Raw genomic sequence first — 18,202 nt, 5'->3', positions numbered from 1 at the left:
TTTTAAACATTTAAAATTATCAAGCCGATAATAATAAGGATTATTGCAAATATTTTCATAAAAACAATTCCTTTTCCTATTTCTTCTTTTATAACCCATGGAAATTTAACTGACAATAGAAAAGAAAGAATAAAAAGAAAAGCATATTGAATTCCTGAAAGGGCGGCAATTACTGAAACATAAGAAGGTCCTGCAAGAAAAATAGAAAAATGCTGAAGAATAAAAGCTCCTGCCCCGCCTCCTTGATTTAAAACAAAGAAAGTCCCTGTTTTTTTATCAAAAGAGACCCTCTTTGAAAAAACTTCCCTTCTTACGTCTTTAATAAAGAGAAAAAGAAAAGCGGTTATAAGAGCGCCAAAACGCATCATGATAAAACCGCTCCAAAAGGATTGCTCTAAATAGACATATTTACTTAAAACAAAATGCAAAGCGAAAAAAAACGCAGCTAAAATTGAAATAATCAAACTATTCAAGGAAAATTTAATATTTTTATTATAGGTAATAACAACGCTTCCAAAAATAAGAAAAAGAAAAGCAAAAGTGTCTTTTATGCTCAAAAACTCTTTTCCTCCTGAAAAAAGAAAAAGAAACAAAAAAGTCAAAATAGGGACAAAACCACCTATAGCTGGAATAGTTCTTGAGACGTCAAATTTTTTAAGCCCTGTAAAAAGAAAATAAAGGGCAATAATTGAAAAAGCGCCAGAAGCAAGAGATAATAAAGCTTCTCTTATTTGAGGAATTGAAAAACTAACAAAAGGAATAAGAATAAAAACCAAAGAACCTAAAATGCCGGCATAAAAAGAATAAACTTTCGGATCGGGAAGTCCTGAGAGAAGATATTTATCCCCTAAAGAAACAACCGCAAATAAAAAATAAGAGAGAATGGCAATTAGAAGCCAAAAAGGAATAATTGACAACTGTTCTATTATTTCAAACGGCATATTTTTTCAATATTTAAAGTTCCCATTTTTTCCGAAAGAGTAAATCCATTTATGGCGCACTGTGCAAATCTGCCGCTTTTTAAATAATCAAAAAGCCACTCTTTGAAATAAAGAGGGTTTTCTTGAGAAATACCGGCTCCCATTTTAAGAAGCCATTTTTTATTGAAATCCTCCTGGGATCCCAAAGGCGGAGCAATGATAATGGGCAATCCAAGAGCGCAATAAAAAGAAAGTTCGCTTGGCTTTGTCCAGAGAATATCCGTTTTCCTTATTTCCTTGTTAAATTTAGTAAAATATTCTTCTATTTTTTCAGAATAGACAATTTTAACGTTTTCTGAAAGAAGGCCCAAAGAATTAAGCTCTTTTGCAAAAAAATCCCTTACCTTTTCCCTTATTCCGGCCATAATAACAATACTGATTTCTTTCTTTTTAATTTCTTCTGAAATTCCTTTTATCATTTTCAGCGCTATTTCTTTTTGAGCCCCGGCTCCTCCTATTGAAAAGGCAATTGTTAAATTATATCTTTCTTCTTTTGGAAAACTTTCTATTTTTTCAAATATAAAATTATTATTCTTTTTTCTATATTCTCCTTCTTTGTCTAAATTTAAAAGCCGAAAAGCGATATCTTTTTTTAATACCTCCATTTTTTCATCTCCGATATTTTCAAGAGGCAAAGGATAACCGGTTAAAAAAATATTCTCTTCTTTGACTCCGTACATTTTTAAGCGTTTAAGTGTCCACAAATTAGGAACAAGATATTTAATACGGCTTTTTTGAGGAATTAAGGGAGCCCAGCTTCTTGATATGTCCGCATCGCAAACAACACAAAATATATCTCCTTTATAGTCAAAAAATTCAGCCATAAAAGCAGGTATAAAAAAAGTGCTCACCATTGGAAGAGAACAGTCAAACTGTTTTATAAAATCCTTCCCCCATCCTTTTTTAAACAAACGATAAACTTTCTTTGTCATAAAATTGGGAGAAGAAAGATTTCTTTTTGGATAAAAATCTTCGATTTTCTGAAATTTATCAAAAATTGAAAAAACTGCTCCGCCCAAAAGAGGCACTCTTTTAAATCTTGAGACAAATTCATAAAATTTCTTTGAGTTTTCCCAGACAGCTCTGTCTTTTTTAGACATTCCATTATAATCATTGGCATTTATTATCCTATTCTCATAGGCAAATTTTTTCAAAGGGAAAGCCGTTCTTTGATGGCCATATCCCATATTGACAGAAACAAGCAAAATTTTATTTTCCATTTTTATTTAAAATAAAAAACCAAAAGATAGTCATATTCTACCATATCTGCTTTTTTTATTAAACTTATAAAGAAGAATAAATAAAAATAAATACATTAAAAGAGGAACAGTAAAGTGAATATTTTCTATTTTTAAATAAGGAAAAAGGGAGAAAAAATCGATAATAAAAAGAAAGATGGACAAAAAAAGAGAAAGAGGAATAAAAAAAACAAAAGATATAAGAGGAAAAATTATTCCAAAAATTAAGAAAAGAAATCCGAAAACCATAATTAAATATACAAAAGGAATTATAATAATGTTTGTCAAAACGGCGATAAGCGACACCTCATGAAAATTATAAAGAATAAAAGGAAAAGTAAAGACATAAGCGGAAAGAGCTATAAAAAAAGCGTCTTCTGTATTCTTTGAATTTTTCAAAAAAGAAATGTTTTCTTTTAAAACCGGAGAAAAATAGATAATTCCAAAAACAGCGAGAAAGGAAAGGTTAAAACCGTAATCATGGATTAGCAAAGGATTGAATAAAAGCATAAACGCGCCAGTCAAAAAAAGGTTTCTTGAGGCAGTATTCATTCTTCCGTTAACTTTTGAAATCATATACACCCCTCCCATAATTGCCGCCCTTACTCCGGAAGACGGAAAACCTATCATTGCGACAAAAAATATCAGAAAAAGAATAGAAAAATAAAAGGATAAAGACCTGGAAAGACCGATTCCCATAAAGAAAATAATCAAAAAAGTTCCAATAAGAGCAATATGCATCCCTGATATTGCCGTAATATGCCTTGTTCCGGAAATATTTAGCTTTTCTTTTAGATTATTATCCATTTTATGCTTATCTCCTATTGTCATCGCTGAAAAAACAGAGCTTTTAGGAGGAGAAAAGCTCCTATTTATGACCTCCCTAAGCTTATCTTTAAAAGAAAGAATTATTTTGTAAAAACCCTTACCTGATTCTATTTTTTCAATTTCGGGAAAAAACAAAAGAGGCCCTTTTGTTAAAATCCCAACTGCCTTTATCTTATCTCCATACTGATAATCGGAATATTTGTCGGTTATAACCAAAACATCATTTATTTTAAAGCTCTTTATTTTTTCCGTTTCTTTCGGCTCGGAAGTTATCTTTGAAACCAATAAGATTTCTTTTTCTTCAACAAATTCTGTTTTGACAAAATCGTATCTTACAAAACCAAAAAGAAAAAATAGGGAAAAAATTCCTATTAAAGGCACTCTTTTGTACTCGAAAAGAACAAATATTAAAATAAAGCTTAAAACAAAAAGCCCTAAAACAAAATTAAAGGGCAAGGAAAATAAGGAAGAAAAAAACAATCCGAAAATAAAAGAAGAAGAACAATAAAAGAAAAACTTTGAAAGTGTCATGTTCTTATATTAAACAAACCTTCCGCGCTTTTATTATTGCCTCAGTTTGCAAATTTTGAAAAAAGGAGAAATTTCTTTAATAATTTCAAGAATGTAACCGTCAAGAAAAGGTTTTGTTTTTTCAAATTGAGGATTTATTGTTTTTTCAGCCCTGAAATTTTGAAGATAGTATTTAACATCATTTCCCCCTATCCATTTTCCTATCTCTAAAAAATCCTCTTTGGCATGAATTTTAGGCACAACGGTAGTTCTAAATTCATAATCCGTTTTCCCTTCTTTTAAAATTTTAACGCTTTCTTTTATATCTTCTATATTTATATTAACTCCAGTCGCTTTTTCGTATTTTTTCTGCGCCCCTTTTATATCCATAGCAACATAATCAACCATTTTTTCTTCTATCAATTTTCTAAGCATCTTAGGATTTGACCCGTTTGTATCAAGCTTTACCAAAAAACCAAGATCCTTTATCTTTTTAATAAATTGAGGCAACTCTTTGTGAATGCTTGGCTCTCCGCCACAAATAATCACCCCGTCAATAAAGCCCTTTCTTTCTTTTAAAAAATCAAAAACTTCCTTTTCTAAAATTTGAGGATGATTTTCTATTTCCTTTGGCAAAACTAATTCCTTTGAATAGCAAAAAGGGCATCGGAAATTACATCCGGCAAGAAAAATAGTAGCCGCAGGCTTCCCTGGATAATCAATAAGAGTTAGTTTTTGCAAACCTCCTATTTTCATAGGATTACACTTTGTTTTTATACTCCTTTCTTTCCTTGAATTCTTGTTTTTTACCGTGATTCCACTGCTGAACAGGCCTTATATACCCAACAATCCTTGAATAAACCTCACAGGGCTGTTTAATGGCGCATTTCGGGCAAGTAAAATGCTCCCCGGAAATATATCCGTGGACGGGACAAACCGAAAACGTGGGAGTAAGAGTAATATACGGCAAATGAAATTTCTCAAATACCTTTTTTACAAACATTTTAGCTGATTCAGGATTATCAATTTTTTCACCTAAAAATAAATGCAAGACGGTTCCTCCGGTGTATTGGGATTGTAATTCGTCCTGCAGTTTTAAGGCCTCAAAAGCATCATCGGTATATCCGACGGGAAGATGAGTGGAATTTGTATAATAAGGAACTTCTTTAGTTCCTGCAGTAATAATGTCCGGATACTTTTTTTTGTCTGCTCTCGCCTGCCTATAGCTTGTTCCTTCTCCCGGAGTCGCCTCAAGGTTATAAAGATTTCCTGTTTCTTTTTGAAATTTTACAAGTATTTCTCTCATAAAGGTAAGCACTTCTACGGCAAACTTTCTTCCCTTTTTTGAAGCGATATCCTCGTCTAAAAAATTAAGAAGAGCTTCGTTTACTCCCATAATCCCAATTGTAGAAAAATGATTTCCGAAATATGAACCTCTCATCTTTTTAACATCCGAGAGATAATACCTGGAATAAGGATAAAGTCCTTTTTCCATAAAATTTTCAATAGCTTTTCTCTTTATCTCCAAGCTTTCTTTGGCAATATCCATTAATCGTTCCAATCTTTCAAAGAATTCTTTTTTGGTTTTGGAAAGATAGCCGATTCTTGGCATATTTATTGTTACAACGCCAATTGAACCGGTAAGAGGGTTTGAACCGAAAAGACCTCCTCCTCTTTTTAAAAGCTCTCTGTTATCAAGACGAAGACGGCAGCACATTGACCTTGCATCGTCCGGACTCATGTCCGATTGAATAAAATTGGAAAAATAATTAATGCCGTATTTTGCGGTCGCTTCCCAAAGAGGTTTAAGGGTGGGATTATCCCAATTAAAATCCTTGGTAATTGAAACAGTAGGTATAGGAAACGTAAAAGGTCTTCCCTTGGCATCTCCTTCCATAAGTCCTTCATAAAAGGCCTTATTAAACATATTCATTTCTTCTTGAAATTCTCCATATGTCTCCTTTTGCGGTTCTCCTCCGATTATGACAGGAACGTCCTTTAATGTTTTTGGCGGATTAATATCAAGTGAAACATTAAGAAACGGAGTTTGAAAGCCAACTCTTGTCGGTACCATGCAATTGTATAAAAATTCCTGTATTGCCTGCTTTACCTGGGGGTAATTTAAATTATCATGGCGAATAAAAGGAGCAAGAAGAGTATCAAAATTGGAAACGGCGTTAGCCCCGGCTGTTTCTCCCTGGAGAGTAAAAAGGACATTAACCAGCTGTCCAAGAGCGGTTCTAAAGTGTTTTGGCGGACGGCATTCCAGTTTGCTTGAAACTCCTCCAAACCCTTTTTTTAAAAAATCTTGCAAATCCCATCCGGCGCAATATGGAGCCAGCAGTTCCAAATTATGAATATGAAAATCCTCGTTTGCCGCCGCTTCCCTTACCTCTTTTGGATAAATTTTATTGAGCCAATATTTTTTGGATATATAGGAGCCGACATATTGATTAAGCCCCTGAAGAGAAAATGTCATATTGGCGTTTTCGTTTACCTGCCAATCTATTTCCTTAAGATAACTGTCTACTTTTTCGCTTGATTCATCAATAACTTCTCCTGTTTCTCTGATTTTTCTTCTTTGTTCTCTGTATAAAATATAGGCTTTTGCCGTTTCAACCAATCCTTCGATAATAAGAATTTCTTCAACAATATCCTGGATCTGTTCAACCGTCGGGATTTCTTCTTTTTTAAACCTTCTTTCCAATATCTGAATAACCTTTTCCGTTACTTTTTTTGAAATAATGCCGTCTCCCTGTCCGGTAGAAGTAACCGCCTTAAAAACAGCTTCGCTGATTTTCTCTTTTTTAAAATCTACAAGTGTGCCATCCCTTCTTTGAACTTTTTTTATTTTATTTTCCATAAGGTTTTTCTAAAAATTATTTTTAAATTAGTCCATTCTACCTTAATAAAAAAACAAGGTCAAACTTGTTTAAAAACGGCTGTTTTCCACAGAATAAAAAAAAGAAAATGACAGGTACTAAAATCCTGTTGCAATAATTGTTACCTTAATTTCTCCTTTTTTAAGCTTTTCATCTTGTATGGCTCCAAATATCACCCTTGCCGAAGGGTCCATCTCCGCGGTTATGAGATTTGCAGCTTCTTCAACTTCAAGAAGGCTGATATCTTCCCCTCCGGATATATTAAATAAAATCCCTTTTGCCCCTTTGCAGGAAAAATCAAGCAGTGGAGAATTTAATGCCCGCTTTGCAGCTTCTTTGGCCCTCTGCTCTCCTTTGGCTATTCCTGTTCCAAAAAGAGCCGTTCCTGAATTTTTCATAATCGCCTTTATATCGGCAAAATCAGTGTTTATAATACCAGGAAGGACAATTAAATCTGAAATTCCGGAAACTGCCTGTCTTAATATTTCATCGCAAAACCAGAAAGCGTCCGAAACAGTAGTGCTTTTATCAAAAGCAGAAAGAAGCTTATCATTTGAAACAACAATCAAACTATCAACTTTTTCTTTAAGCTCTTTTAATCCTTTCTGCGCTATCTCCATTCTAAAAGCTCCTTCAAAAGAAAAAGGCTTAGTGCAAACAGCTATCGTAAGAGCGCCCATTTCCTTTGCGATTTGAGCAACAACCGGAGCAGCCCCTGTTCCGCATCCCCCTCCAAGTCCGCAAGCGATAAAAACCATATTTGCTCCTTCTATTGCATTTTTAATTTCCTCTTTTTGTTCTTCGGCTGCTTTTTTCCCTACATCCGGATTCATTCCCGTACCAAGCCCTTTTGTAAGCTCTACACCTATTCTAATCTTTTCCCCTGCATATATTTTATTGAGGTCTTGAGCATCGGCGTTTATGGTTACAAAGTCCACTCCTTTGATTTTACATTTCAACATTCTTGAAACGGCGTTTGAACCAGATCCGCCAACTCCGATAACTTTTATGTTTGTTTTCTTTTTCATTGAATAAATTATGGTATAAAAGACCTGAAAAACTTCCTGATTAACAATTTAAAACTGCTTGAATCGGACAATTCATTTCCGTTATCTTCTTCATTTAAAACCAATCCCCAGACAACTGCAAGAGAGGGGTCATCGTTATAGAAAGATTCTTGAACGCATCCTATCCGACAGGAAATTTTCAATTCTTTTTTGGCAAGTTCTTTTACTTTGGGAAGTTTTGCTCCTCCCCCGGAAAGAACCGCTCCAGCGGGTAAAACTCCTTTACGAGATATTTTCTCCAGCTCTTTATTTGTCAAATCGAATATTTCCGAAATCCTCGCTTCAATAATTTGATTTATTGATTTTTCAGTAAAAACTATCGGTTCGTCTCCTTCTATTTTTATTTTTTTATCTTTTTTGGATTTTTCTTCATAAGAGCCGAACTCCTGTTTAATTCTTTCTGCTGTATCAATATCAACCTTAAGACAAATTGCTATATCGTTTCTTATATTATCAGAACCAACCGGAAAAACGGCAATATGTATAAGCTCTCCTTCTTCATAAACGGCAATTCCTGTCGTTTCCGCTCCTATATCGATAAAAACAACTCCTATTTCTTTTTCCTGGGTAGTTAATACCGCTCTTGAACCGGCAATAACTCCCGGAGTAAGATCACTTTGGGAAATCCCGGCATCCAAAATACACTGGGTAATATTTTTTATATAAGGAGAAAATCCGCAAATGGCAAGAACTTCTGCTTCAAGCCGAACACCTTTCATATGAAGGACATCCTTTATTCCTCCGACCGCATCAACAACAAACTCTTTGGAAATTATTTCCAATATTTCTTTATTAGAATCAAGAGGAAACGTCTTTGCGTTTTGCAAAACCCTGCTTATATCGCTTTCAGATATTTTCTGATCAGCTCTGGAAACAGAAACAAGGCCTTTTGAAGAAACGGAAAATATATGCTTCCCGCCTATATTTGCAGACACCTCCCTTATTTCTCTCCCTATTTCTTTTTCCATCTCCTTTACCGCGAAAAAAATTGCATTTGTTGCTTTTTGAGTATCAATAATAATGCCTTTTCTTATGCCTGAAGAAGGAAATTGCCTCAGTCCTAAAACTTCAAAACCCTCTTTGTTTCCGGTTTTTAAAACCGATAGAATTTTTATCGCGGATGTCCCGAGATCAATTCCTGTAATTATTTTTGACCTTGGCATTAGTTTGTTTTTTAAAAAAGAAGCAACGCAGTACGCCATGCCACTTTTATAAATAAAAATTTTCTCTTTCTACCATTTTATTTTCATCGTCTTTCTTTTTGTGGTCGTAAGAAAGAAGATGAAGAATCCCGTGAATAATTGTCCTCTCTAACCCTTTTTTGCCCTTAATCTGCTTTGGACAAATAACAACTTCTCCCAAATCCCGACTGCGGTTTGAAAAATCATCATCCATAGAAAAAGAAAGAACATCTGTCGGTTTATTTTTCTTTCTATACTTTCTATTTATCGCTTTCATTCTTTTCTCACCCACAACAACTATTGAAAGATTGCAATTATCGCATTTCTCTCCCTTTATAACTCTTTTTGCTGTTTTTTTTAAAAGCTCGGTTTTTTTAAAGGTTCTTGTAAGATTATTCACTTCAATCATAGCAAACAAAAATTAAAAATCAAAACAATCTATATTTACGCAATGCCTAAAATCTCTTTTACCGCCTTGCTAACTTTTGCTCCATCCGCTCTGCCGCTTATTTTCTGGATAACTTTTGACATCGCTTCTCCAAAATTATCTCCCCTTTTTACCAGTTTTTCTGCTATTTCTTTTATTTCTTCTTCGGTCAGCTGCCTGGGAAGATATTTTTCCAAAATAGCTATTTCTTCACTTTCCTTTTTAACAAGATCCTCTCTGTTTCCTTTTTGAAAAGCTAAAACGGAATCTTTCCTTTTTTTAACTTCTGAAAAAATAACCTTAAGAACTTCTTCATCTGTAAGCTCGACATCTTTTGCTCTGTCATTTTCTTTTCTGAGCTGATAATTCTTGTCTTTTTCTTTCAGTAAAATTGAAGACAAAAGCATCCTTAAAACTGAAAGAGTAAGCGTCTCTTTGCTTTTCATCGCAAGAACCAAATCCTCTTTTATTTTCTCTTTTATCTTTTCCACTTTTTTTGAACCGGCTTGCCCATTTTTTCCATTTTTTCATATTCCTTTTTCAACTCATTTCTTCTTAGGGCAGACCTTTTTTTCATTTGTTCGCTTTTTTCTCTCTCATGGAATCTTTTTTTTCTCGCTCCAAGCAAAATTCCGCTCATTTTCATTTTTCTTGAAAAACGGCGAGACAGGCTTTGAGGGGTTTCTTTTTCTTGTTTTTTTACTTCCAGTGGCATAATTTAAATCTTTTCAATCGCAGATTGCCGACTTTCTGTCGAAAATCCACAAATATTATATTTAAAAACTGTTCAACAAGGCAATACTAGCAAATTATTTCTCTTTTTTCAAGCGCTCCTTAATTTCAAGGGCTGCTTTTTCAAAACTGACTTCGTCTTGCTTTCCCGTCTTCATATCTCTTAACATTACCATGTTTTCAAGGGCCTCTTTTTGTCCGATAATTGCCGTATAGCGCGCTCCAAGACGGTCTGCTCTCGCAAGCTGGGAACGCAAAGAATCTTTGCCGAAAGATTCCCCTGTTTTAATCTTTGCTTTTCTTAATTCCTCAAAAAGATACAGTCCTTTCCTTTTGGCTAAATTACCAAGCTGAGCAACAAAAACAGAAACGCTTTTTTTTGATTCGCCTTCAAGCTTTTCAGATTTCATTATTTCTATAAGCCTTTCAACTCCTGCTGCTGCTCCGCAAGCAGGAACATCTCTTCCTCCAAGCATTTTTATAAGAACATCGTATCTTCCGCCGCCGGCAAGAGCGATTTTCTTATTTTCCTTTTGAACCATTTCAAAAACCGTTTTAGTGTAGTAATCAAGCCCTCTTACAAGAGAGGAGTTAAGGGAATAAGGAATATTAAGTTCATCTAAAAACTCTAAGACCTCTTTAAAATGATTTTTGCATTCATCGCAAAGATAATCAAGAATTTGAGGCGCTTCTCCCTTAAGGTCTTCGCATTTTTCGTTTTTACAATCTAAAACTCTGAGAATATTTCCTTTAATTCTTCTTTTGCAATCGCTGCACAAATACCCTTCCTTACTCCTAAAAAACTTGGAAAGTGTTTTTTTGTAATATCCCCTGCATTGGTTATCTCCTATGCTGTTAATATCAACAACAACATCTTTTATCTTAAGTTCTTTTAAAATATTGTAGAAAATTTGAATAATTTGGGCATCAACAATCGCTTCTTTCTCTCCGAAAATTTCAAATCCGAATTGCCAAAACTGCCTGTATCTCCCCGCTTGAGGATTTTCATGCCTGAAGCAAGGGCCAAAATACCATAGTTTTAAAGGCTGAGGCCTATTGTGCATTCCGTGTTCTATATACGCTCTTCCTATTGGCGCTGTCCATTCAGGCCTTAAAGCAAGAACTTCGCCTTTCTTAGTTTTTAAAGTATACATCTCTTTTTCAACAATATCTGTATTTTCCCCGACTCCTTTTGAAAAAAGCTCTGCACTTTCCAAAAGAGGGGTATCTATTTTACCAAAATTATAAAAGTCGGCGATTATTGAAACCGTTTCGTATATTTTTTTGAAATACTTTTGCGTTTCCGGCAGAATATCGTGCATCCCCGTCACCGATTGAAATTTCATTTTTTCCATAAAGATATGTTAATAAGAGGGTGCTTCAATTTTAGAAACTGAAGAAACCGGTAAAAGTCGAAAAAGAACTCTTCCTATAATGTTTTCTTTCTTAATTACTCCAAATCTTCTTGAATCATAAGAAAAATCCCTATTATCCCCTAAAACAAAGTATTCGTTTTCGTTAAGCAAAATTGAGAAATCTCCCTTTAAAGATCCGTTGAAAAGATAATCTTCTTCTAAAATCAATCTTTCCCCTTCTTTTATAATCACAAGATCGCCTTCTTTAATCTCAACTCCTTCACTAGGAAGACCAATAACTCTTTTAATAAGGCGCTGAGAAGGTTCAGATGGGGAGCGCAAGATAATAACTTCTCCTCTTTGGGGTTCTTTAAATCTGTAGCTGATTTGGTCAACTATCAAATAGTCCCCTGTTGAAAAACTGGGCTGCATTGATTCTCCTTGAACAACAAAAGGCTGGAATAAAAAATACCTGATAGGGATAACTATCGCAAGAGAAATAACAATAATTTTTACAGTTTCAAAAAGAAATAAAAAAACTTTTTTTGCGTTTTCCATATAAAATAATATCTATTTTCTTATTTTCTACCAATGTCAATTTAGATTATACAGGACAATTTTCTTTTTTACAAGCGCAACCCTTTTTCTTTTTAAAAAACATTAAAATTTTGATTGTAAAAAAAGCGGGGAAACCGAAAGGCCTCCCCTTTTTTATTTTCCTTGGCTCTACCTCGAGCCAGCCCTCCTTCTTTTCGGATTCTTCCTTACGTTTTTCTTCACGCGCGCCCTGCGCGCCTGAGAAAGAAGATTTTGCGCTTCCTTGCGCGTAACTCTAAAGCCAAACCTCCTTTCAAAGCGAAACAAGAAAGTGCTAATTGCCCTCCTGTCCCTGGGATCATAATCCCCGGCAAGCTGAGCAACAAAAAGGTGTTGCTCCCTTGTTAGCATCGACACTGTCATCTTATCCTCCGTGGAAAAGAAGAGGGGTGAAAGAACACAAAACACACCTGTTTGAGGTTATATTTTTTAAGGGCCCTTGTCAAGTGGCTTTTTTTGTTCATAATAAAGGAATGATTATTATAGCCGGCTTAGGAAATCCGGGAGAAAATTATATCAATACAAGACACAACGTAGGATTTCTTGCAGTTGATAAAATAAAAGAAGACCATGGTTTTTCTGATTTTTCTTTTTTGAAAAACTTTAACGCCTTGGTTTCAAAAGGAATAATAAAGGGAGAAAAGTCTATTCTTGTCAAGCCTCAGACATTTATGAACAATTCAGGAACAGCCATAAGAAAAATAATCGATTATTATAAATCCTCTCCTTCTTTGCTCTATGTTTTTCATGACGACATAGATATTCCCCTTGGCGAAATTAAAATTGCAAAAGGAAGAGGACCTGCCGGCCATAATGGAGTAAAGTCAATAATAGAAGAAATAAAGACAAAAAATTTTACCAGATTCAGGATAGGAATAAGGCCAGAGAAAAAAATAATAAAAGCGGAATCATTCGTCCTTAAGAAATTTAACAAAAAAGAAGCAGAGATGATAGACAATGCCGTTTCTATACTGGTAAAAGAACTAGAAAAAGAAATATGCCCCTTATTATCGTAGAAAGCCCCACAAAATCAAAAACAATAAAAGGATTCCTCAAAAATTACGAGGTTACTTCTTCTTTTGGACACATAAGGGATTTGCCTAAAAGCAAGCTCGGAATTGACATTGAAAACAATTTTACTCCTCAATATATAATTCCCTTAAAGGCAAAAAAAATAGTTAAGGAATTGAAGGAAAAAATGAAAAAAACCGATTATGTAATTCTGGCCAGCGACGAGGACAGAGAAGGAGAAGCCATTGCCTGGCATCTTAAAGAGGCTTTAAAATTAGAAAATCCCAAAAGAATAGTTTTTCATGAAATTACTAAAGAAGCTATAAAAAAAGCTCTGGAAAGTCCAAGGGAAATAAATATGGACCTTGTAAATTCCCAGCAAGCAAGGAGAGTTTTAGATCGTCTTGTCGGATATAAGCTCTCTCCTTTTCTTTGGAAAAAAATATCAAAAGGGCTCTCGGCAGGAAGAGTTCAGTCGGTAATTTTACGGCTTGTTGTTGAAAGAGAAAGGGAAATCGAAAAATTTGTGCCTCAGGAATATTGGCAAATTGAATCATTTTTTGAAAAAGACAATAAGGAATTTAGCGCTTTTCTTTTCAAAGAAAAAAATAGAATAATAGAAAAATTGGAAATAAAAACAAAAGAAGAGGCGGAAAAAATATTAAAAGTATTAGAAAATGAAAATTATATAGTCAGTAAAATAGAAAAAAAAGAAACAAAAAGAAAGCCCCTGCCCCCTTTTATGACAAGCACTCTTCAGCAGGAGGCCTTTAAAAAAATAGGCCTATCAACAAAAGCCACAATGAGTATTGCTCAAAAACTTTATGAAAATGGACTTATTACCTACCACAGGTCCGATTCATTGAATCTTTCAGAGCAGTCGCTTCTTATGGCAAAGGATTTTATAGAAAAAAACTTTGGCAAAAATTATCATTCTTTAAGAAGATATAAGGCAAAAAAGGGGCAAGAAGCTCATGAAGCAATAAGACCCACCTCAATTGAAAAAACTCCTCAAATAAAGGAAAAGACGGATATTAGGATAGAAAAGCTCTATTCCCTAATCTGGCAAAGGTTTATGGCTTCTCAAATGAGCGAAGCTTTTTTTGACTCCACTTCAATCGAAATAAAGGCAAAAGAATACACTTTTAAAACAAGCGGGCAGACATTAAAATTTGACGGATTTCTTAAGGTTTATCCTGTCAAATTTGAAGAAAAAGAGCTCCCTATTCTTGAAAAGGAAGAAATTCTAAAATTAATTAAGGTTATTCCAAGTCAGCACTTTACTTTGCCTCCTCCAAGATTCAATGAAGCAAGCTTAGTAAAAACGCTTGAAGAATACGGAATCGGCAGGCCTTCAACTTACGCTCCAACAATCTCAACGGTCCAGGAAAGAAACTATATTTTGAAGAATGAGCAGAAAAAATTCGAACCGACAGAAATAGGAATAACGGTAAATGACATTTTAACTGAGCATTTTCCAGAAATAGTCGACTTTAAGTTTACGGCAAATATGGAAGAATCCTTAGATAAGATAGCCAAAGGAGAAAAATCCTGGGAAAAAGTATGCAATGATTTTTATGTTCCTTTCGAAAAAAACTTGAAAACAAAATATGAAGAAGTTGCAAAAAAAGAAGCAATTGAAGAAGAAACGGATAAAATATGCCCAAAATGTAATTCTCCTATTGTTTTAAAGACAGGAAGATACGGAAAATTTTATGCTTGCTCCAATTTCCCTTCATGCAAACATACAGAAAATATAGAAAAAAAATCGCTGGGAGTTAAATGCCCCGAGTGCAAAGAGGGAGACATTGTTGAAAAAATAACAAGAAAGAGAAAAATATTCTATGCTTGCAATAGATATCCGGATTGCAAGTTCGCTCTCTGGGATAAACCCATAAATGAAAAATGTCCAAAATGCGACTCCTTGCTGGTGGAAAAAAACAAAAAAACAATTAAATGTTCGAATAAAGATTGCAATTTTGAAAAAAAAATGACAGAATAGTCAGCAAGCCGCGGTGGCGGAATTGGCATTCGCGTACGACTCAAAATCGTATGAGAGTAATCTCGTGTGGGTTCAAGTCCCACCCGCGGCACAGGGAAACAGATTTAGTACATTGAAAAAAGGAGAAAAAATGATAGCTTCATTCGAGCAATCAGTAAGGCAGATTAAGGACAAAGTTGCCTATGAAGGATTTTTGAAAATAGCAGAAATTGAATTTGAATACAGATTATTTATAGCCCTGCCGGATTATTGGCTAAGCGATAAAAATCCTCTTAGAATAATATCAAGGATAAATTCAACCTCTAACCCCCCCATCTGTCTTTCCCTAAAGAAAAAAGAAGGGAAAAAGGTCTGTTTGGCAAATGGAGAATATGATTTTTTCCTCCGGTTTATATTAAAACAAGCAATATTTTTTTTCTGCGAGCCATGGGTTCGCAGCTTCAATGAAGGATTACTGGGAAAAACAATTTTAAATTTTCCATTTAAAAAACCTAAAATTTCCGGAAAAATTACGGCTTTTTTCGAAGGATTATGCAATATTCCTTTAGAAAAGTGCCCTTTTCTAAGCCAGGAAATATCAAACAAAATCAAAGCGGAAAATACTCCCGAGAAAAAAGATTGAAAAATATTCTTGTTAACGCCCCATAACAATTCAAAGTGGGGCTTTTGTTTTCTTCAATTTATTTGTTTTCTTTTTTAGAGAAGCAATAATTTTCTATTTTCAAAATAATAAAAGCAGATAAAATTCCTACAATTGCACCCATAATAATATCAAAAGGCCAGTGAATTCCGGCATAAATCCGGGAAAGAGAAATAAGAAAAGCACCCGCTAAAAAGAATATTCCCATTTTTTTATTCTTTAAGAAAACAGCCGTTCCAAGGCCAAAGAAAAAAGCGGCATGACCGGAGGGAAAAGAAGCAGTTTTGGCATGCTCTATAAGGGGAAATATATCCAAGACAACAAAAGGCCTGTCTTTGTAATAAAAATTTCTTATAACAGTAGTTATAACAAATCTTGATAGTATAGCAGATGAAAGAGCAAAGAAAAAAATCCTTTTTTTATTTCTAAGTAAAAACAAGAAAAGAAGAAAAAGAAGGAAATATCCAAAGTATTTTCCAAAAAAAAGGGCTAAAAAATCAAAAGTAAAAGAATTTCCGGAAAGATCATTTATTATTCTAAAAAAATAATAATCCATTATAAAATCACTCTAAGTTAATTCTTACCAAGTTTTCAAGAAGAAAGGCAATAGTAAGCGGGCCGACTCCTCCTGGAACAGGAGCAATATATTTTGCCTTTTTGGAAACACTCTCAATATCAACATCGCCAACAGTTTTTCCTTCTTTAAAAGAAGTTCCTGCATCAATGACTATTACTTCATTTTTTAAATCTTCTCCTTTTATAATTCCTGGCTTACCAACTCCGGAGATAACAATGTCCGCTTTTTTTAAAAAACCGCTAAAATCGTCCGTAAACTCATTCAAAACGGAAACAGTTGCTTTCTTTTTTAAAAGGGAAACGGCAAGAGGCAGTCCAACAAGTCGGCCGGCTCCTATAATAACAATATTTTTTCCCTTTAAAGAAATTTCGTATTCATTAAGAAGACAAAAAACGGCGCTTACAACCGGAGGCATAACCGGCAAAAAACCGCTATAAAAACAACCAAGGTTTTTTTCAGAAAGAATATCGATGTCTTTCGAAGGAGGAACAAGATTGAGAATTTGCTGGTCAAAAGCCCTTAATTCTAAGGGTAAGGGAAGCTGAATAACAACTCCGCTGATTTCTGATTTTTTGCAAATTTTTTCAACCTCTTCTCTTAATCTATCAACCTTTATATCCTTATCAAATTCATAAAGCTCAAAATCAATTCCTATTTTTTTACAGGCCTCCTCTTTTTTTTTGATAAAAACCTTAGAAGGCATGTCATTGCCAACAATTACTATTGCCAACTTTAAACCAAGGCCTCTTTTTTCAATTGTTTTTTTAAGGTCGTTTAAAATTTTTTCCGATATTTTTTTCCCATCAAGTAAAATCATCTGATTTTCAATTATAAAGAGGAAAAGAAAAAACTCTACTTATCGTCTATCCCCGGAACAGGAAAAGGACTTGCTAGATTTTTTACTTCTTCTTTTACTTCTTTTAAAAATAAACTGCTTTTTATTTCTTCTTTAAACTCTTTTACTTTAGTATTTCTCTCTTCTTTTGTGTCGGGCATATTTGTTGATGAAAATTCTTTTATAACCTTTGCTATCAGTTTTCCGGCTGTCTCCATTTCTTTCTCTTTCATTCCTCTTGAAGTAACAGCTGGCGTCCCAATACGAAGGCCCGAGGGATAATAAGGGACAGATTTATCATTTGGAGTTGTTGATTTACTGACGCTTATTCCGGCTGTCTCTAGCGCTTTCTCGGCAAAAACTCCCTTTCCTTTTCCAAAAGGAGTTAAATCCACAACCATAAGATGGTTATCTGTGCCGTTTGAAACTAGTTTTAATTTTTCAGAAATAAGAGTTTCTGCCAAAACTTTTGCATTTTTTACAATCTGTTTTGCAAATTCCTCAAATTCCGGTTTTTGGGCCTGTTTTAGGGCGACCGCAATTCCGGCTATCGCATGTTCATGCGGACCGCCTTGCAACCCGGGGAAAACCCCTTTGTCTATTTTTTCTCCATATTCTTTTTTACACAGTATAATCGCTCCGCGAGGACCGCATAAAGTTTTATGGGTCGTTGTCGTAACAACATCTGTAAAAGGAAAAGGAGAAGGATGAACTTTGCCGATTATAAGGCCGGAAATATGAGAAATATCAGCCATTGAGATTGCTTTGACTTCTTTTGCTATTTCATCTATTTTTTTAAAATCAATTGTCCTTGGATAAGCCGTAAATCCGGAAAGAATAATTTTGGGCTTATGCTGTTTTGCTAATTTTAATATTTCATTATAATCCAAAGTTTCAGTTTCAGAATTAATCCCGTAATGCACAAAATTGAAAGCTCTTCCGGATAAATTCATGGGATTTCCGTGGGTTAAATGTCCGCCATGATCCAATCTCATTGCCATTATCGTGTCTTTGAAATCAAGCAAACCGATATATACTGCAAGGTTTGCCGGAGAACCGGAATACGGCTGAACATTGACATGATAGTCATCTGCCTTGAAAACTTCCCTTGCTCTTTCTTTACAAAGATTTTCAACCATATCAACAATCCTGCATCCTCCGTAATATCTTTTTCCGGGATAGTTTTCAGCGTATTTGTTATTTAAAACGCTTCCCAAGGACTCAAGAACTGCAGAAGAAGCGTAACTTTCCGAAGCTATCAACTCTAGTCCTTCTTTCTGCCTTTTTTTCTCTTCTTCAATTAGTTCATAAATTTGAGAATCTTGTTTTTTAAGAGGCAT

General features: G+C 34.5%; 18 protein-coding genes and 1 tRNA gene. 4 read left to right on the top strand and 15 right to left on the bottom strand.

The window, feature by feature from the left end; all coding sequences use genetic code 11:
• Window positions 1-2 precede the first annotated feature (2 nt).
• The 12 genes from PHH50_00170 to lepB all read right to left on the bottom strand — a co-directional run bounded on the left by PHH50_00170 (window position 3) and on the right by lepB (window position 11,758).
• Window positions 3-941 carry a hypothetical protein gene (locus PHH50_00170; protein MDD3728731.1) on the bottom strand — a complete coding sequence of 313 codons (939 nt, stop codon included), beginning with the start codon at window positions 939-941 and terminating at the stop codon, window positions 3-5.
• A complete protein-coding gene (locus PHH50_00165; protein MDD3728730.1) occupies window positions 926-2,200 on the bottom strand; it encodes a hypothetical protein in 1,275 nt (424 codons plus the stop codon). The genes PHH50_00170 and PHH50_00165 overlap by 16 nt, the downstream gene beginning before the upstream one ends.
• Before the next feature lie 30 nt (window positions 2,201-2,230).
• The gene (locus PHH50_00160) at window positions 2,231-3,577 is read right to left on the bottom strand and encodes a ComEC/Rec2 family competence protein (GenBank protein ID MDD3728729.1); all 1,347 of its coding nucleotides are present in this window, start codon (window positions 3,575-3,577) and stop codon (window positions 2,231-2,233) included.
• A gap of 33 nt (window positions 3,578-3,610) precedes the next feature.
• Window positions 3,611-4,312 (bottom strand): anaerobic ribonucleoside-triphosphate reductase activating protein, encoded by a 702-nt coding sequence (locus tag PHH50_00155; GenBank protein MDD3728728.1) that lies wholly within the window; start codon window positions 4,310-4,312, stop codon window positions 3,611-3,613.
• 4 nt (window positions 4,313-4,316) lie between these two features.
• Window positions 4,317-6,419, bottom strand: coding sequence for a ribonucleoside triphosphate reductase (locus PHH50_00150; GenBank protein ID MDD3728727.1), 2,103 nt, complete (start codon window positions 6,417-6,419; stop codon window positions 4,317-4,319).
• A gap of 117 nt (window positions 6,420-6,536) precedes the next feature.
• A complete protein-coding gene (ftsZ, locus tag PHH50_00145; protein ID MDD3728726.1) occupies window positions 6,537-7,466 on the bottom strand; it encodes a cell division protein FtsZ in 930 nt (309 codons plus the stop codon).
• Between the two features lie 8 nt (window positions 7,467-7,474).
• Complete coding sequence (ftsA, locus tag PHH50_00140; GenBank protein ID MDD3728725.1) at window positions 7,475-8,707, bottom strand: cell division protein FtsA; 1,233 nt, start codon at window positions 8,705-8,707, stop codon at window positions 7,475-7,477.
• Window positions 8,708-8,714: 7 nt separating this feature from the next.
• Window positions 8,715-9,095 carry an rRNA maturation RNase YbeY gene (ybeY, locus tag PHH50_00135; protein ID MDD3728724.1) on the bottom strand — a complete coding sequence of 127 codons (381 nt, stop codon included), beginning with the start codon at window positions 9,093-9,095 and terminating at the stop codon, window positions 8,715-8,717.
• A 35-nt stretch (window positions 9,096-9,130) separates the two neighbouring features.
• Complete coding sequence (locus tag PHH50_00130) at window positions 9,131-9,604, bottom strand: GatB/YqeY domain-containing protein (protein ID MDD3728723.1); 474 nt, start codon at window positions 9,602-9,604, stop codon at window positions 9,131-9,133.
• Window positions 9,592-9,828: a hypothetical protein gene (locus PHH50_00125; protein ID MDD3728722.1), complete on the bottom strand. Its 237-nt coding sequence runs from the start codon at window positions 9,826-9,828 to the stop codon at window positions 9,592-9,594. Before PHH50_00125 ends, PHH50_00130 begins: the two co-directional genes overlap by 13 nt.
• A 94-nt stretch (window positions 9,829-9,922) precedes the next feature.
• Entirely contained in the window at window positions 9,923-11,200 is a 1,278-nt protein-coding gene (gene hisS, locus PHH50_00120) for a histidine--tRNA ligase (GenBank protein ID MDD3728721.1), read from the bottom strand.
• Between the two features lie 9 nt (window positions 11,201-11,209).
• Complete coding sequence (gene lepB, locus PHH50_00115; GenBank protein ID MDD3728720.1) at window positions 11,210-11,758, bottom strand: signal peptidase I; 549 nt, start codon at window positions 11,756-11,758, stop codon at window positions 11,210-11,212.
• Between the two features lie 512 nt (window positions 11,759-12,270).
• Here lepB and pth point away from each other — a divergent pair.
• The 4 genes from pth to PHH50_00095 all read left to right on the top strand — a co-directional run bounded on the left by pth (window position 12,271) and on the right by PHH50_00095 (window position 15,432).
• Window positions 12,271-12,813 (top strand): aminoacyl-tRNA hydrolase, encoded by a 543-nt coding sequence (pth, locus tag PHH50_00110; GenBank protein ID MDD3728719.1) that lies wholly within the window; start codon window positions 12,271-12,273, stop codon window positions 12,811-12,813.
• Window positions 12,795-14,810, top strand: coding sequence for a type I DNA topoisomerase (gene topA / locus PHH50_00105; protein ID MDD3728718.1), 2,016 nt, complete (start codon window positions 12,795-12,797; stop codon window positions 14,808-14,810). The genes pth and topA overlap by 19 nt, the downstream gene beginning before the upstream one ends.
• 7 nt (window positions 14,811-14,817) lie before the next feature.
• Window positions 14,818-14,901 (top strand) — tRNA-Leu (locus tag PHH50_00100).
• A 39-nt stretch (window positions 14,902-14,940) separates the two neighbouring features.
• A complete protein-coding gene (locus tag PHH50_00095) occupies window positions 14,941-15,432 on the top strand; it encodes a hypothetical protein (protein MDD3728717.1) in 492 nt (163 codons plus the stop codon).
• Window positions 15,433-15,490: 58 nt separating this feature from the next.
• On the opposite strand, the gene PHH50_00090 is transcribed toward PHH50_00095, so the two are convergent.
• From PHH50_00090 to PHH50_00080, 3 genes are read right to left on the bottom strand one after another with little or no spacing between them, the layout of a single operon-like run.
• Window positions 15,491-16,006, bottom strand: a complete 516-nt coding sequence (locus PHH50_00090) for a phosphatase PAP2 family protein (GenBank protein MDD3728716.1) — start codon at window positions 16,004-16,006, stop codon at window positions 15,491-15,493.
• A gap of 7 nt (window positions 16,007-16,013) precedes the next feature.
• A complete protein-coding gene (locus tag PHH50_00085; protein ID MDD3728715.1) occupies window positions 16,014-16,844 on the bottom strand; it encodes a bifunctional 5,10-methylenetetrahydrofolate dehydrogenase/5,10-methenyltetrahydrofolate cyclohydrolase in 831 nt (276 codons plus the stop codon).
• 35 nt (window positions 16,845-16,879) lie between these two features.
• Window positions 16,880-18,202, bottom strand: coding sequence for a serine hydroxymethyltransferase (locus tag PHH50_00080; protein MDD3728714.1), 1,323 nt, complete (start codon window positions 18,200-18,202; stop codon window positions 16,880-16,882).

It is taken from the genome of Candidatus Paceibacterota bacterium, assembly GCA_028697015.1.
Classification (GTDB): Bacteria; Patescibacteriota; Minisyncoccia; order Minisyncoccales; family GWA2-38-27; genus JAQVFW01.
This window is presented reverse-complemented; position numbering and strand designations above follow the sequence as displayed.

What these genes read in the sequence shown, in the direction of transcription:
- PHH50_00170 (MDD3728731.1), bottom strand. Translation starts at nt 941, where the DNA reads ATGCCGTTTGAAATAATAGAACAGTTGTCAATTATTCCTTTTTGGCTT.
- PHH50_00165 (MDD3728730.1), bottom strand. Translation starts at nt 2,200, where the DNA reads ATGGAAAATAAAATTTTGCTTGTTTCTGTCAATATGGGATATGGCCAT.
- PHH50_00160 (MDD3728729.1), bottom strand. Translation starts at nt 3,577, where the DNA reads ATGACACTTTCAAAGTTTTTCTTTTATTGTTCTTCTTCTTTTATTTTC.
- PHH50_00155 (MDD3728728.1), bottom strand. Translation starts at nt 4,312, where the DNA reads ATGAAAATAGGAGGTTTGCAAAAACTAACTCTTATTGATTATCCAGGG.
- PHH50_00150 (MDD3728727.1), bottom strand. Translation starts at nt 6,419, where the DNA reads ATGGAAAATAAAATAAAAAAAGTTCAAAGAAGGGATGGCACACTTGTA.
- ftsZ (MDD3728726.1), bottom strand. Translation starts at nt 7,466, where the DNA reads ATGAAAAAGAAAACAAACATAAAAGTTATCGGAGTTGGCGGATCTGGT.
- ftsA (MDD3728725.1), bottom strand. Translation starts at nt 8,707, where the DNA reads ATGGCGTACTGCGTTGCTTCTTTTTTAAAAAACAAACTAATGCCAAGG.
- ybeY (MDD3728724.1), bottom strand. Translation starts at nt 9,095, where the DNA reads ATGATTGAAGTGAATAATCTTACAAGAACCTTTAAAAAAACCGAGCTT.
- PHH50_00125 (MDD3728722.1), bottom strand. Translation starts at nt 9,828, where the DNA reads ATGCCACTGGAAGTAAAAAAACAAGAAAAAGAAACCCCTCAAAGCCTG.
- hisS (MDD3728721.1), bottom strand. Translation starts at nt 11,200, where the DNA reads ATGGAAAAAATGAAATTTCAATCGGTGACGGGGATGCACGATATTCTG.
- lepB (MDD3728720.1), bottom strand. Translation starts at nt 11,758, where the DNA reads ATGGAAAACGCAAAAAAAGTTTTTTTATTTCTTTTTGAAACTGTAAAA.
- pth (MDD3728719.1), top strand. Translation starts at nt 12,271, where the DNA reads ATGATTATTATAGCCGGCTTAGGAAATCCGGGAGAAAATTATATCAAT.
- topA (MDD3728718.1), top strand. Translation starts at nt 12,795, where the DNA reads ATGCCCCTTATTATCGTAGAAAGCCCCACAAAATCAAAAACAATAAAA.
- PHH50_00095 (MDD3728717.1), top strand. Translation starts at nt 14,941, where the DNA reads ATGATAGCTTCATTCGAGCAATCAGTAAGGCAGATTAAGGACAAAGTT.
- PHH50_00090 (MDD3728716.1), bottom strand. Translation starts at nt 16,006, where the DNA reads ATGGATTATTATTTTTTTAGAATAATAAATGATCTTTCCGGAAATTCT.
- PHH50_00085 (MDD3728715.1), bottom strand. Translation starts at nt 16,844, where the DNA reads ATGATTTTACTTGATGGGAAAAAAATATCGGAAAAAATTTTAAACGAC.
- PHH50_00080 (MDD3728714.1), bottom strand. Translation starts at nt 18,202, where the DNA reads ATGCCTCTTAAAAAACAAGATTCTCAAATTTATGAACTAATTGAAGAA.